At 63.3% G+C, this 13263-nt stretch carries 14 protein-coding genes; 10 read left to right on the top strand and 4 right to left on the bottom strand.

The genetic code is table 11. From position 1 onward, the window contains the following. Positions 1-2 precede the first annotated feature (2 nt). From ACWGS9_RS01330 to ACWGS9_RS01320, 3 genes are all read left to right on the top strand, one after another. On the top strand, positions 3-545 hold the full coding sequence (locus ACWGS9_RS01330; RefSeq protein WP_454503531.1) for a thioesterase family protein: 543 nt from the start codon (positions 3-5) through the stop codon (positions 543-545). Between the two features lie 333 nt (positions 546-878). Further along, the gene (locus ACWGS9_RS01325; protein WP_454503530.1) at positions 879-1520 is read left to right on the top strand and encodes a S24 family peptidase; all 642 of its coding nucleotides are present in this window, start codon (positions 879-881) and stop codon (positions 1518-1520) included. A 10-nt stretch (positions 1521-1530) separates the two neighbouring features. Continuing rightward, positions 1531-2388 carry a thermonuclease family protein gene (locus ACWGS9_RS01320; protein ID WP_454503529.1) on the top strand — a complete coding sequence of 286 codons (858 nt, stop codon included), beginning with the start codon at positions 1531-1533 and terminating at the stop codon, positions 2386-2388. On the opposite strand, the gene ACWGS9_RS01315 is transcribed toward ACWGS9_RS01320, so the two are convergent. Further along, positions 2351-4000 (bottom strand): lysine--tRNA ligase, encoded by a 1650-nt coding sequence (locus tag ACWGS9_RS01315; RefSeq protein ID WP_454503528.1) that lies wholly within the window; start codon positions 3998-4000, stop codon positions 2351-2353. The genes ACWGS9_RS01320 and ACWGS9_RS01315 overlap by 38 nt on opposite strands. 154 nt (positions 4001-4154) lie before the next feature. On the opposite strand from ACWGS9_RS01315, the gene ACWGS9_RS01310 reads away from it, so the two are divergent. Continuing rightward, positions 4155-4568, top strand: a complete 414-nt coding sequence (locus ACWGS9_RS01310; RefSeq protein WP_320308628.1) for a tellurite resistance TerB family protein — start codon at positions 4155-4157, stop codon at positions 4566-4568. A 56-nt stretch (positions 4569-4624) separates the two neighbouring features. On the opposite strand, the gene ACWGS9_RS01305 is transcribed toward ACWGS9_RS01310, so the two are convergent. Then, positions 4625-5446 carry a transporter substrate-binding domain-containing protein gene (locus tag ACWGS9_RS01305; protein WP_454503527.1) on the bottom strand — a complete coding sequence of 274 codons (822 nt, stop codon included), beginning with the start codon at positions 5444-5446 and terminating at the stop codon, positions 4625-4627. Positions 5447-5728: 282 nt separating this feature from the next. On the opposite strand from ACWGS9_RS01305, the gene ACWGS9_RS01300 reads away from it, so the two are divergent. From ACWGS9_RS01300 to ACWGS9_RS01290, 3 genes are all read left to right on the top strand, one after another. Next, positions 5729-6460 (top strand): helix-turn-helix transcriptional regulator, encoded by a 732-nt coding sequence (locus ACWGS9_RS01300; protein ID WP_454503643.1) that lies wholly within the window; start codon positions 5729-5731, stop codon positions 6458-6460. A gap of 268 nt (positions 6461-6728) precedes the next feature. After that, positions 6729-7367, top strand: a complete 639-nt coding sequence (locus ACWGS9_RS01295; protein ID WP_454503526.1) for an acyl-homoserine-lactone synthase — start codon at positions 6729-6731, stop codon at positions 7365-7367. An 11-nt stretch (positions 7368-7378) separates the two neighbouring features. Next, on the top strand, positions 7379-8128 hold the full coding sequence (locus ACWGS9_RS01290) for an enoyl-CoA hydratase-related protein (protein WP_454503525.1): 750 nt from the start codon (positions 7379-7381) through the stop codon (positions 8126-8128). 144 nt (positions 8129-8272) lie between these two features. On the opposite strand, the gene ppk2 is transcribed toward ACWGS9_RS01290, so the two are convergent. Further along, complete coding sequence (gene ppk2, locus ACWGS9_RS01285; protein ID WP_454503524.1) at positions 8273-9178, bottom strand: polyphosphate kinase 2; 906 nt, start codon at positions 9176-9178, stop codon at positions 8273-8275. Positions 9179-9380: 202 nt separating this feature from the next. Between ppk2 and ACWGS9_RS01280 the strand changes: the two genes are divergently transcribed. From ACWGS9_RS01280 to ACWGS9_RS01270, 3 genes are all read left to right on the top strand, one after another. Next, positions 9381-10646, top strand: coding sequence for an ATP-binding protein (locus ACWGS9_RS01280; protein ID WP_454503523.1), 1266 nt, complete (start codon positions 9381-9383; stop codon positions 10644-10646). A 108-nt stretch (positions 10647-10754) separates the two neighbouring features. Further along, positions 10755-11477, top strand: a complete 723-nt coding sequence (gene phoU / locus ACWGS9_RS01275) for a phosphate signaling complex protein PhoU (protein ID WP_454503522.1) — start codon at positions 10755-10757, stop codon at positions 11475-11477. An 84-nt stretch (positions 11478-11561) separates the two neighbouring features. Further along, positions 11562-12566 (top strand): magnesium and cobalt transport protein CorA, encoded by a 1005-nt coding sequence (locus ACWGS9_RS01270; RefSeq protein WP_454503521.1) that lies wholly within the window; start codon positions 11562-11564, stop codon positions 12564-12566. A gap of 94 nt (positions 12567-12660) precedes the next feature. Here ACWGS9_RS01270 and ACWGS9_RS01265 read toward each other — a convergent pair whose 3' ends face one another. Beyond that, positions 12661-13179 carry a GcrA family cell cycle regulator gene (locus ACWGS9_RS01265; protein ID WP_454503520.1) on the bottom strand — a complete coding sequence of 173 codons (519 nt, stop codon included), beginning with the start codon at positions 13177-13179 and terminating at the stop codon, positions 12661-12663. Positions 13180-13263 lie beyond the last annotated feature (84 nt).

The raw sequence follows: 13263 nt of genomic DNA, 5'->3' as shown, positions 1-13263 counted from the left end.
CGATGTATGTCTGGGGGCGCATGGCCCGCACCATGGCCACGGCGTCGAGCCGTGGCCCTTACCGGGTCGGCGACGAAAGCCGGCTGGCCTTTCGCTGCCTGCCGATCGACATCGACTTCAACCTGCATCTCAACAATGCCCGCTACATGATGCTGGCCGATCTTGGCCGCATCGATATCTTCCTGCGCATAGGCCTGATCGCTCTGGCGAGGCGCAACGGTTGGGCGCCGATGATCGGCGGGCTGCAGGTGGCCTATGTGCGCGAGATCAAGCTGTGGCGCCGCTTCGAGGTGGTCTCGTCGATCGAGACCTGGGAAGATACGTCCGTCATCGGCCGGCACCGCTTCGTTCTCGACAATGGTGAGACGGCGGCGCTGATTCTGACCACGGGCGGCGTCTATGATCTCGGTGGTCGTCGCTTCCTCGACATCGACCAGGTCGTTGCGGCGCTCGGCCACGCCGCCAGTCCACGCCCGTCGACCGAAGCCGAGCGGGCGTTCATGCTTTCGCACCGGAATTTGCGCGAACAGGCCAAGGGGGCCTGATCGCGCCTCGAAGCGGCTCAGGCCGACTTGCCGAGCAGGAAATCGGCCACCTCATCCGAAAAGACCATCATCTATGCATGTCGCCCGGAAGTGTGCAGCGGTTCTGGGACAACGACATGCATCAAAACAAAGAATTAAAGCGCGTCGCCTGAATCCGGTTCAGCGCGACGCGCTTTAGCCGTCAAGGTGAGGACGGCCCGCCTGCCTTGAGGGTCTGGCCGTCCGGCCGGCATGAGGCATTCTTAACGATCCGCCGGCTAGGCCGGTGGACAAGGGCGTGACTGCGCGCTAGACAGGATCGAGGCATTTTTTCCTGTTTGAAGGAGAGCGCGCGTGCTCTCACACGACCGCGTTTGGGCCGCAATCGACGCACTCGCCGAGCGCTATTCGCTGTCGGCTTCCGGCCTCGCCCGGCGCGCGGGTCTCGATTCGACGGCCTTCAACAAGTCGAAGCGCCTGTCGTCCGACGGCCGGCCGCGCTGGCCGTCGACCGAATCGCTGGCCAAGATCATCGAGGCCACCGGCGCTTCGCTCGAGGAATTCACCGGACTGGTCGAAGGCCGCGGCGTCGACTCCATAACCCAACAGCGCAGCGCCGTTCCGTTGCTTGGCTTCGCCCAGGCCGGTGCGGGCGGCTTCTTCGACGATGCCGGCTATCCGGCGGGGCAGGGCTGGGATCTGGTCGAGCTTCCAGCGCGGGCGACCGAGACGTCCTACGCGCTGCAGGTGCAAGGCGATTCCATGCTGCCGCTCTACCGCAATGGCGACGTGCTGATCGTCGAACCGGGCGCGCCGACGCGCAAGGGCGACCGTGTCGTCGTGAAGACCACCGCCGGCGAGGTGATGGCCAAGGTGCTCGACCGGCAGACCGTGAAGTCGATCGTGCTGGTTTCGCTCAACCCCGCCCACCCGGACCGGGACATCCCGGCGCGCGATATTGAATGGGTGGCGCGCATCGTCTGGGCGAGCCAGTAGGTCCGGACCGGTGCGGCTTCTTCAAACAGCCCTGGCGGTTCTGGCAATTCCGGTGATGGCGGCGCTCGTCATTGCCGGCGGCCGCGCGGTCAAAGGCCATGAGAGCGTGATCGCCGTGGATCAGATCGATCCGGCCGCGATCTACGATCCGGGAACCGACACGCCGGCGGAAGAGGCGGCGACCTCGGCCATTCCCGCGCCCGCCGCTCCGCAGCCACCTGTTCATTCGAGAGCCATCGATCCCGAAACGGTCGCGCCGCCCGCTCTTTCGGACAACCAGCTCGAACGGGTGGAACCGCGCGCGCCGCTCAGCGACCTGGCGCTGGCCGGGCCGCCCAAGCCGCCGAAATTGAAGATGCCGGGCGACTGGAACGGCACCAAGCTGTTCCAACCGGTCGCCATCGCCGCCGGGCTGATCGAGGCGAATGGCTATGCGGTCGCCGTGTCCGGCGTGGACGTCGTCAAGGCGGACGAAACCTGTAGCGACGCCGGCAACACCTGGGCTTGCGGCGCGCGTGCCAGGACAGCCTTCCGCGCCTTCCTGCGCGGCCGGGCGGTCGCCTGCACGGTGCCGCCGGAGGGTGGCCGCGACAGCATTTCCGCCGAGTGCCATATCGGCAATCAGGACATCGGCCAATGGCTGGTCGAGAATGGCTGGGCGCGGGCCGCGCAAGGCGGCCCCTATGTCGAGGCCGAGAACAAGGCCCGCACGGCGAAGAAGGGAATCTTCGGCCAGGCGCCGAGCCTTGGCGGCTTGCCGGCGATGCCGGCAGCGCCAGAACCGGCGCCGGTCGCGCCGGATTCGATCCTGCCGGCGGAAGGCGGCGCCGTTACGCCGCCAGCTGACCAGCCAGCGCCCGCTCAATGAGCGCGCGCGTCTCGGCGATGCCGTAAAGTGCTGCGAACGAGCCGAAGCGCGGTCCGCGCTCCTGGCCGATCAGCACCTGGTAGATCATCTGGAAGAAGGCGACGGATACGCCGGGCCCGCCTTCCGGGCTCTGCTTGGAATGGTCCTGGTAGCGCTCGATGCGGCGCGCGACATTGAGCGCCGCGTTCTGGATCGCCTCGCTGTCGGCGCCCTGCGGCAGCGCGCCAAGCGCCTCGGAAAGCTTCGCCAGCGCCTCGCACTCCACCTCGTCGGCGGCGCGGTAGATCTTGGACGGCTTCACGAAGTCGTCGAAATAGCGGATCGCGTAGCCGGTCAGCCGGTCGAGCTCCGGATGCGTCTTCGGCGTCACGCCGGGCGCATGCCGCGAGATGAAGCCCCACAGCACCGCCTTGTCATGCGCGTTGGAAGCGCTCACCAGGTTGAGCAGCAGCGCGAACGGCACCGGCAGGTCGATGGCTGGCGGGTTGCCGTCATGCATGTGCCAGACCGGATTGCCGAGCCGCTCCTTCCAGTCCTGGCGCGGATAGGCGCCAAGGAAAGCGTAATACTCGTCAACCGCCTTCGGGATGACGTCGAAATAGAGCTTCTTCGCCTGCCGTGGCCGCTGGTACATATAAAGGCCGAGGCTTTCCGTCGGCGCGTAGGTCAGCCATTCGTCGATGGTCAGGCCATTGCCCTTCGACTTCGAGATCTTCTGGCCCTCCTCGTCGAGGAACAGCTCGTAGACGAAATGCTCCGGCGCGCGCCCGCCGAGGATGTTGCAGATGCGGTCATAGATTGCCGCGTTGGTCTGGTGGTCCTTGCCGAACATCTCGAAATCGACGCCGAGCGCTGCCCAGCGCATGCCGAAATCCGGCTTCCACTGCAGCTTCACATGGCCGCCGGTGACAGGCAGCGTCGTCTCGGTGCCTTCGTCGTCGAAGGTTATGGTGCCGGCCTTGGCGTCGACATCCTTCATCGGCACGTAGAGCACGCGGCCGCTCTTCGGCGAGATCGGCAGGAACGGACTGTAGGTCGCCTGACGCTCCGGTCCGAGCGTCGGCAGCATCACGCCCATGATCTCGTCGTAGCGCCCGGCGGTGCGCAGCAGTATCTCGTCGAAGCGGCCGGCCTTATAGTATTGGGTCGCGCTGGCGAACTCGTAGTCGAAACCGAACGTATCGAGGAAGCGGCACAGCATCGCATTGTTGTGGTCGGCAAAGCTCGCATAGTCGCCGCCGAACGGATTGGGCACCGCCGTAAGCGGCATGTGCAGATAAGGCTCGAGCGCTGCGCGGTCTGGTACGCTCTCTGGGATCTTGCGCATGCCGTCCATGTCGTCGGAGAAGCACAGAAGCTTGGTCTTGACCTTGTTCCCTGTCAGAACCCGAAAGGCGTGGCGCACCATGGTCGTGCGCGCCACCTCTCCGAAGGTGCCGATATGCGGCAGGCCGGACGGACCGTAGCCGGTCTCGAACAGGACGGTCTCGGGATAGTCCTTGCCCTTGTATCGCGCGATGATCTTCTTGGCTTCCTCGAACGGCCAGGCCTTGCTTTCGGCGGCCGCGGCAAGCATCTCGGGAGTGAGATCGATGATGTTTGATCCCGTCATGTCAAAGTTCCAGTCATGGCCGTCTTCGCGGCGGTAAGATTTTTCAACCGGTCTCTAGGCGCGACAGGCCGGAGCGTCAACGATTTGCGGCTGTTTTCCTTGCGGCGGCATGACGGCGTCCCTACTTTCGAACCTCATCGTCAAGGAGTTTTGGATGCCTTTGCTGAACCCGCATGAAGCCCTGATCCACCTGATGGTCATCACATCGGCCTCCGATCGCGACATGACCGATGTCGAGCTGGCGCGGATCGGCGACGTCGTCCGCTCCTGGCCGGTGTTCGTCGATTTCAACCAGGACAGGCTGGTGGCAGTGGCGCAAGCCTGCCAGAAGGCACTGCATGAGAAGGACGGGCTGGAAGGCGTGCTGGCGCGCGTTGCCGAAGCACTGCCGGAGCGGCTGCGCGACACCGCTTACGCAGCTGCTTTCGAGGTCGCCGCCGTCGATCTCGAAATGCGCATGGAGGAGGTGCGCGTCCTGCAACTCATCCGCCTCAAGCTCGATCTCGACACGCTGACGGTGGCCGCCATCGCGCGTGCGGCCAAGGCGCGCCTGCGCACGCTGACGTGAAGCGATGCCAGGAAAAGTGCGCAGCGGTTTTCCGCCCGGAATTGCGTAGATAACGGCTAGAAAAAGCTCACAGGAAAATAGCGCAGATAGAACTCGGCGAACGTGCCCTTGATCGAGATTTCCTGCAGCGCGTAGTCGAAGGCCGCCGCCAGCGCGGGGTCGCCCGCCCTGGTGGCGATCGCCATGCCCGAGCCCAGATATTCCGGCGCCAGATACGGGCCGCCGGCGAAGCGGCAGCAGCCGGCGGCATCGGAGCCGCCCAGCCAGAAGGCGAAGCGCATGCCGTCGCCGAAGGCGGCGTCGATCTTGCCGGCCTTGAGATCGGCATACAGCTCCTCGGCCTTGTCGAAGGTCACGACCTGCACGGTGTTGAAGTAATCGCGCAGCATTTTCTCATGCGCCGAGCCGGCAACGACGCCGACCCGCTTGCTGCGCAGCTTGTCGAGGATCGGCTCGGCGAAGGCATTCGCCTTCGGCATGATGAAGCGCGCCGGGAATTGCATATAGGAGCGCGAGAAAGCGTATTTCTCGCGGCTGTCCGGCGTCGCGGCGATGCCGGCAATGATCGCCTCGCCTTCGCCTTTCTGGAGAGCATCCTCAAGCTCATTCCACGGCAGTGCCTGGACCTGGCATTTCTCGACGACGCCCAATTCGGCGCAGATCGCCCGCGCCAGATCGATGTGGAAGCCCGACAGGCGGCCAGAGCCGTCGAGGAAGTTGAAGGGTGGAAAATCGGTGGTGGTGAGGAATCTGAGTCGCGGCAGCGCGGAGAGATCGGGTTTCGGCAGCCGCTCCTTGGCATCCCACAGCACCGGCACCTGCGGCTCCGCCGCCTGAGTCGCGCCGGCAAACGGCAACACACCGATCAGCGCAGACATCAGGGCCAGCAATATCCACCGCAATTTCACGACATGGCTCCGCCCGGTCCTTCGCTCGGAGGCTTTTCGTATGAAAATGATGCAGGCACAACGGTTTTTGATTTCAAGCGGTCAAATTAGGCGTATGGTTTAGCAGGTTTGCAAGTGACCTCGCGGCGCCGGAAAGGGGAAGTTACCGGCATTCGCAAAGGTGTTTCCAATCCGGGGGTTGATGGCGAAGGACGGTTCGGGCATCTACCGTCGGTAACGAAAAAACAGAAGCAACATGGGGTAGATGTTGCGATGAGTATGTTCGACAGAACTCTGGAATACATCGACCAGCTGCAGAATGCTGGCACCGCGGCAGCGGTTTGCGAGCGCCTGCTGGGTGTCACCTCGAATTTCGGCCTGACGGCCCTGATGGCGGGAACCGTGCCGCAGCCCGGCACGCCACGCGGCCAGCAGAAGCAGCACGTTCTGCTTTGCGATTGGCCCGGTGCTTGGCTGGAGCGCTACGTGGCGCGCAACTATGTCGACCATGATCCGGTCGTCAGCCACATGAAACAGCTGCAGGCGCCGTTCCAGTGGCGAGAAGCGTCTCGCAGCATCGCCATCGACAAGAGCAGCGACGAAGTCATGGGCGACGCCCGCGAGTTCAAGCTGCGCGACGGCCTCGCGTTTCCGCTGGTCACGCTCGACGGCCAGATCGTCATGGTCTCGCTCGGCGGCGAGTCCGTTGAACTGTCGGATGCCGAATTCGGAATGGTCTCGCTGGCGTCGACCTACGCGATCGGCCGCGCCATGCAACTGCACACCAAGGCCGACAACATCATCGATCACATTGAATTGACGCCGCGCGAGCGCGAATGCCTGCAATGGGCCGCCGTCGGCAAGTCCGAGTGGGAAATCTCCCAGATTCTCGGCATCTCGGAGCACACCTCCGAGAAACATCTTCTCAACGCCAAAGGCAAACTCGGCGCAGCCAATCGCGTGCAGGCTGTCGCCGAGGCAATCAGGCGCGGCTATATTAGCTAGGACGTGCCGGCCTAAAATTCCTGCTTACGCGATCACGTGATATCTTCAGAAAAGCGCAGCCGAATCTCCCTCTTGGGAGAGGGCTAATGATTTCTTAACGCCAAAAACAAACTAGGCCCCACTACCTTGTGCAGACAGTCGCGGAGGCGATTAGGCGTGGCTATATTAGCCAGGTCGGCCGTGCTGGCCTAGAATTCTTGCCTACGCGATCGCGTAATATTTTCGGGAAAGCCCGGCCGTATCTTCCTCTAAGCCCAGGAGACGGCTAATGCTTTTTTCCCTTACAACCCAGGAATTGATGGAACGTCCCGACCTTTGGGAGGCCGTCCATCGCCTGCGCTACAGGATATTCGTCGAGGAAATGGGGTGGGCCGATCTCGATCGTCCGGACCAGCTCGAGATCGACCAGTTCGACCATGACGAGGCCGAACATCACCTTGTCATCCGCAACGGTGAACTGGCTGGTTACCAGCGCATGCTGCCGACGACACGGCCGCATCTTCTGACGGACGTGTTGTCGGATCTCTGCGAGGGGCCGTCCCCCTCGGGACCGAACGTCTGGGAGTTGACCCGCTACGCGGTGGCTCCGGGTTTTCGCGACGGCAAGCGCGGCGTCTCGACGGTCGGCACCGAGCTGATCGCCGGCTTCGTTGAATGGGGCCTCAAGCGCAACGTCAACCAGGTCATCATCGAGTTCGAGCCGATGTGGGTGTTGCGGGCGCTGCAGCTGCACTTCCTGGCAACGCCGCTCGGCTACCAGCGCACCTACGGCAACCAGCAGGTCGTGGCGACGTTGCTCACCTTCACCGAGCATACGCTCGATATCGTGCGAGCCCGCCGCAACCACTTCCTGCCGGTGCTGAACTGGGGTTATCCGGGTCTGCTCGGCCTGAAGCAGGCTTCGTGATGGAGGCGGTCATGAGTTTCCATCCCGAACCGGAACTGCGCGGCCATACGCTGGTGGTCACGGTATCCTCGCATGACGGCCGGCCGGTGCTCGACAGGCACGCCTATGCGAGCCTTGCCAGGACCTTCCACGAGGCCGCCGTCAATGACGAGGTCCGCGTCGTCATGCTGCGCGGCCTTGCCGGCTGCTTCTGCCTTGGCGGCGACTTCTCGGAGTTCCTCGATGCCACCAAGCACCGAGAGCTGATCGCCGCCGTCACCGACATGTTCCGCATGTTGGCGACCTTCCCCAAGCCGGTGCTTGCCTGTGTCGACGGCGACGCCGTCGGCGTCGGCTGCACCATCCTGTTCCATTGCGACATGGTGATCGCTTCCAGGGGCAGCACCTTCAGGGTGCCGTTCGTCGATTTCGGCCTGGTGCCGGACGCGGCGACCAGCATCCTGGCGCCCCAGAAACTCGGCTATGCCGGCGCCTTCCGCTTCTTCTGCCTGGGCGACACGCTCGGCGTCGAAGACGCCAGGGCGCTCGGCCTGGTCGGCGAGATCGTGACGCAAGGCAGCGCCGAGGAAGCAACGCTGGCGAGGGCGAAACAGCTCGCCAAGAAGCCGGTTGCGGCGTTGCTGCAGACGCGGAGCCTGCTCAAGGGCGATACGGACGTGTTGTGCGACCGTATCGACCACGAGATCACGCTGTTCCAGCAGGCGCTTCAGGATGACACCACGCTGAAGCGGCTGCAGCGGATCGCTCGCCTGGCCGCCTGATCGGCCGGCATGAAAGTCTCAGCGCCGCGCGAGCTGAAAGGCGCGCGGCGCTGTAATTCGGGATCTTTGCTTGATGTATCTCGTTTTCCCAAATACCACCGCGCTCCGGGTCGGGCCCGAGGGCATGCTTTTGAGAAACGTGCATCAGTCCTTCAGGAACGACGGCCCTTCGCCGATGATCTTCTTGTCGGGCTTGCCGACGGCATCGAGGTCGCGGCCGTCATAGGGCAGCGACAGAAGGATACGCTGGATCACCGCAAGCCGGGCGCGGCGTTTGTCGTTGGCGCGCACGACGATCCAGGGCGAGAACTCCTTGTGCGTGCGCTCGATCATCTGGTCGCGTGCCTTGGTGTAGTCGTCCCATTTGCTGACGCCGGCGATATCGATCGGCGAGAACTTCCAGTTCTTCAGGGGCGACCAGCGGCGGTCATGGAACCGTTCGAGCTGCGTCTCGCGGCCGATGTTCAGCCAGAATTTGAAGAAGTGGATGCCTTCGTTGCAGATCATCCGCTCGAAATGCGGCGTCTCGTCGAGGAATTTCTCATGCTGCTCCGGCGTGCAGAACCCCATGACCGGCTCGACGCCGGCGCGGTTGTACCAGGAGCGGTCGAAGGTGATGAATTCGCCCGACGTCGGGAAATGGTCGACATAGCGCTGGTAGTACCATTGCCCCGTCTCGGTCGGCGTCGGCTTGGTCAGCGCCACGTTGCGCGCCGTGCGCGGGTTCATAAATTGCCGCAGCACGAAGATCGTGCCGCCCTTGCCGGCGGCGTCGCGACCCTCGAACAAAGCCATCACCCGCTTGCTGGTCGCTTGCAGCCAGGCCTGGGCCTTGACCAGTTCGATCTGCAGCCGCTCGAGCTCCTTTTCGTAGTCCTCGCTTTTCATCTTCTTGTCGTAAGGATAGCCGCCGGCGGTCAGCTTGTTCTCCTCGATCCAGTCCGGAAGCGTCGGATTGTCTATATCGAACTCGCGCTCCTTGCCGCCGATCTTGATCTTGATCGGTCCCGTGGCCGGCACCGCTTCAGCCGTTTCCTTGGCGTTTTTCATCCAGACGAACCTTTCCAGTTTGCGGACTCATGCTATGGAGCCTGTGCGGCGTGGCGCCCATCCGGGCGCAAAGACGCGCTGTAGCATTTTGATTTTGCGCATGAACCTTCGCGAAAATCGATCCTGATTTTCAGGGCCTCATGCGCCAGGCCAGTCCAGCGAGCCGCTGACCGGTCGACGGGATGCGGGGTAGCGCAGGCCTATGGCAGAGACGAGCGCGGAGCAAGAGAGCAAGGGGCAAGCCTTGGCGGCGCGGCTTTGGCGCAACCGCTGGCTGCTTGCCGCGGGCGTTGTCGCGGTCTTTGCCGTCTATTATTTCGCCGGCGTCTCCGGCTATGCACTGCTGCTGGCCCTGGCTCTGCTAGCGGCCGCGGCAATGCTGCCCGTCGACGCCGAGCGCCAGTCGACCGATGCCGCGGCCGCCATCGAGGCCAGCGGGCTGCAGCGGCTTTCCGGCGAGTATCTGGCCGCCGCTGTCGCCGATCCGCTGATCATCTTCGACCATTCCGCCGCCATGGTTCATGCCAATGCGGCCGCGTTCGCGGTCTTTGGCGGGCTGGCGCCCGGCATGTCGCTGGCGCTGAAGTTTCGCGCGCCGGAAATGCAGGCGCTGCTGGACAGCATTCTGTCGGGGGAGGTCGCCTCGGACGCGGTCGACTACACCGAAAAGCTGCCGGTGGAGCGGACATACCGGGTTAGCGCGTCGACGGTCGGCCATGCCACGGGCCTCTATGTGCTGGTGTTCAAGGATCAGAGCGAAACGCGCCGCATCGATCGCATGCGGGCCGACTTTATCGCCAATGCCAGCCATGAGCTGCGCACGCCGCTCGCCTCGATCGCCGGCTTCATCGAGACGCTGCGTGGCCCGGCCCGCAATGATCCGGCGGCGCGTGACCAGTTCCTCCAGATCATGCAGAACCAGACCGGCCGCATGGCCCGCCTGATCGACGATCTGCTCTCGCTGTCGCGGCTGGAGATGAAACCCTACCTGAAGCCGGGCACAGAGGTCGATCTTCGCCAGACGATCGACAGCGTCATCGATTCGCTCGGGCCGCTGGCCGCGGAGAACGGCATCGTCGTCGAGCGGGAGTTCGCCAATGGGCGGCTTGTCGTTCCCGGCGACCGTGACGAACTGTTCCAGGTTTTCGAGAATCTCCTGGAGAATGCCTGCAAATACGGCCAGTCAGGCGGGCACGTCACCGTATCGGTTGCCGCCGGCGAGGATGCCCAGCAGGCGGGCTTCGACGTCACGATCAGGGACTATGGTCCCGGCATCGCCGAAGAGCACATCCCGCGCATCACCGAGCGTTTCTACCGCGTCGATGTCGAAAACAGTCGCACTCACAAAGGCACCGGCCTTGGCCTTTCGATCGTGAAACATATATTGACTCGTCATAACGCAAGGCTGTCCATCAAGTCGGAAGTCGGCAAGGGCGCGGCGTTCACGGTTCATTTGCCGGCTCGCTGATCGTGTACCGGTTGCTAACCGAGATTTTCTTCTTTCTGTCATGCGGTTCGCGTATCAGCGACAGATTGAGGGAACGCACCAGCCGGCACAAACCGGGAAGGCATGTTTATGCAGTCCGTCCATATCGCCAGTGCCTATGATGAAGAGCTGAAGTTCCTGTCGAAGCGCATCGCCGCGATGGGCGGCCACGCCGAGCGCATGGTCGAACAGGCGGTCGCGGCGCTGGTCAATGCCGATCTCGGCCTCGCCCGGAAAGTCATCCAGGATGATCTGGTCCTCGATGAAGGACAGCGCGAGATCGACGACAAGGCCATCATCATCATCGCCAGGCGCCAGCCGATGGCAACGGATCTGCGCGAGATCGTCGGCGCCATCCGCATCTCGGCCGACATCGAGCGCGTCGGCGACCTCGGCAAGAACGTCGCCAAGCGCGTTGCCTCGGTCGACGGCCGCCAGCCGAACAGTCTTTTCCGCGGCCTGGAGGCCCTTGCCAACCTGGCGTTGACGCAGCTCAAGGAAGTGCTCGACGTCTACGCCTCGCGCTCGGTCGAGAGGATCGGCTTCGTGCGCGACCGGGACGACCAGATCGACGCCATGTACACCTCGCTGTTCCGCGAGCTTTTGACCTATATGATGGAAGATCCGCGCAACATCACGCCCTGCACGCATCTTCTGTTCTGCGCCAAGAATATCGAGCGCATCGGCGACCATGCGACCAACATCGCCGAGACCATCTACTACATCGTCACCGGCGACCAGATGCCCGCCGACCGGCCGAAGGGTGACAAAACCGATCAGGTGGTTCTTCCGGGAACGGTATCGGTTAAGTGAAGTCCGGGCTCTCGAACGCTTTTCTAAATTAGGCTAAACTCTTCCGGCACAGCGATCTGTCAGGCGCTGTCGCGGGAGGTCGCGATGGAACAAGTTCGAAACCTGACCCCGGCCACAACGTCGGGCATCATTGCATCCAGCGTCTATTCGGGCGGCAAGCGCATCGCCGACATCGCGATTGAACAGGCCGGCGAATGGGCGGCAAAGCCCGGCCATGTCGTCTGGATCGGCCTGCTCGAGCCCGATCGCAACCTTCTGCTCAGGGTGCAGGCGCAATTCCACGTGCATGACCTGGCGATCGAGGATGCCGAGCACCCGCATGCGCGCCCGAAGATCGAGCAATATGGCGACGCCCTGTTCATCGTCGCCCGCACCGCGCAATTGATCGACGGCCGCGTTACTTTCGGCGAGACGCATCTGTTCGTCGGCACCGGCTACATTGTCAGCGTCCGGCACGGCCCGTCGACCTCCTACGCCGCCGTGCGCCAGCATTGGGAAAGCTGCCCGCATTCGCTCGCCAAAGGCGAGGACTTCGTCCTCTACGCCATCCTCGATTTCATCGTCGACAATTACATGCCGGTGCTGGAACAGATCGAGGATGAGGTCGAGGCGATCGAGGACAAGGTGCTTTTGAAGCCGATGACCGGTTCCGATATCGAGCGGCTTTACATGTTGCGCCGCGATCTGCTGCGCCTGCGCAACGCAGCCGTGCCGCTGGTAGAGGTCTGCCGTCGGCTGACCAGCGCCGATCTGCCGCAGGTCCATGCCGCCATGCATCCGCTGTTTCGCGACGTCACCGACCACATCCGCACCGTGCAGGAAAAGATCGACTCCCTGCGCGAGGTTCTGGCCTTCGCTTTCGAAGCCAGCCTTCTTGTCGGACAGAGCCAGGAAACCGCGATCTCCAAGAAGCTCGCCTCATGGGCCGCCATTCTGGCGGTGCCCACTGCCTTCGCCGGCATCTACGGCATGAACTTCTCCGACATGCCGGAACTGAAGATGGAATATGGCTATCCGACCGTGCTCACGGTGATCGCGCTGATCTGCGCGTTCCTGTACTGGCGGTTCAAGAAGAATGGATGGCTGTGAAGAGGTGAGTAGTGAATAGTCAGTAGTGGTTGGTAAGGACGGCCCGCATCCTCACTCACTACTCACTACTCACTCCACTCACTACTCACTCCGCTCAGCGGCTTCTGCGCCGTTCCGCCGCCGGCTGGAACGCGACACGGGAATGATACTTGCAGTACGGTCCCGTTTCGGCGGCGTCGTTGCCGCAGAAGCTGAAATCTTCCGACAGCGGATCGCCGTTCGGCCATTTGCAGGTGCGTTCGGTGAGCTCCACGAGCTGCAGGTGCCGCGAGATCGGCACCACGACGTTCTCGACCGGGCGGAGGTAATGACGCGCGACCGGCTCGGCGTCGAACTGCACCTGCAGCGCGGTGGCGCCGATGGTCGCCGTGACATGGCGCGTCGCACTTGCGGCGCGGGTCACCGATTTCTGCATCGACGCGCCTTGTGTCACCTTCTTCTGGCGTGCCGGGGCGGCCGTCGCGCGACCGCGGCCCGATAGCTTCAGGCGATGCACCTTGCCGATGACGGCGTTGCGGCTCACTCCGCCAAGCTGTGCGGCAATCTGGCTGGCGCTCAGACCCTCCGACCACAATTTCCTGAGAAGTTCTACCCGCTCGTCAGTCCAGTTCATGAGACCGCGCTCCTGCTGAAGCGTGCGGCAGCCAGAATCCTTTCCCGAGCCGGCTCTCGCCGGGCAAACGACACCACATGTACC

The organism is Mesorhizobium sp. Arg314 (assembly GCF_053714275.1).
Note: the sequence above shows the minus strand (reverse complement) of the source record. Positions and strands in the feature narration are given on the sequence as shown.

Bases quoted from the DNA above. Each gene is read 5' to 3' on its own strand.
- ACWGS9_RS01295 (WP_454503526.1), top strand. From the start codon at position 6,729: ATGCTTTTTTCCCTTACAACCCAGGAATTGATGGAACGTCCCGACCTT.
- ACWGS9_RS01280 (WP_454503523.1), top strand. From the start codon at position 9,381: ATGGCAGAGACGAGCGCGGAGCAAGAGAGCAAGGGGCAAGCCTTGGCG.
- ACWGS9_RS01315 (WP_454503528.1), bottom strand. From the start codon at position 4,000: ATGACGGGATCAAACATCATCGATCTCACTCCCGAGATGCTTGCCGCG.
- ACWGS9_RS01270 (WP_454503521.1), top strand. From the start codon at position 11,562: ATGGAACAAGTTCGAAACCTGACCCCGGCCACAACGTCGGGCATCATT.
- phoU (WP_454503522.1), top strand. From the start codon at position 10,755: ATGCAGTCCGTCCATATCGCCAGTGCCTATGATGAAGAGCTGAAGTTC.
- ppk2 (WP_454503524.1), bottom strand. From the start codon at position 9,178: ATGAAAAACGCCAAGGAAACGGCTGAAGCGGTGCCGGCCACGGGACCG.
- ACWGS9_RS01300 (WP_454503643.1), top strand. From the start codon at position 5,729: ATGAGTATGTTCGACAGAACTCTGGAATACATCGACCAGCTGCAGAAT.
- ACWGS9_RS01310 (WP_320308628.1), top strand. From the start codon at position 4,155: ATGCCTTTGCTGAACCCGCATGAAGCCCTGATCCACCTGATGGTCATC.
- ACWGS9_RS01330 (WP_454503531.1), top strand. From the start codon at position 3: ATGTATGTCTGGGGGCGCATGGCCCGCACCATGGCCACGGCGTCGAGC.
- ACWGS9_RS01290 (WP_454503525.1), top strand. From the start codon at position 7,379: ATGAGTTTCCATCCCGAACCGGAACTGCGCGGCCATACGCTGGTGGTC.
- ACWGS9_RS01265 (WP_454503520.1), bottom strand. From the start codon at position 13,179: ATGAACTGGACTGACGAGCGGGTAGAACTTCTCAGGAAATTGTGGTCG.
- ACWGS9_RS01305 (WP_454503527.1), bottom strand. From the start codon at position 5,446: ATGTCTGCGCTGATCGGTGTGTTGCCGTTTGCCGGCGCGACTCAGGCG.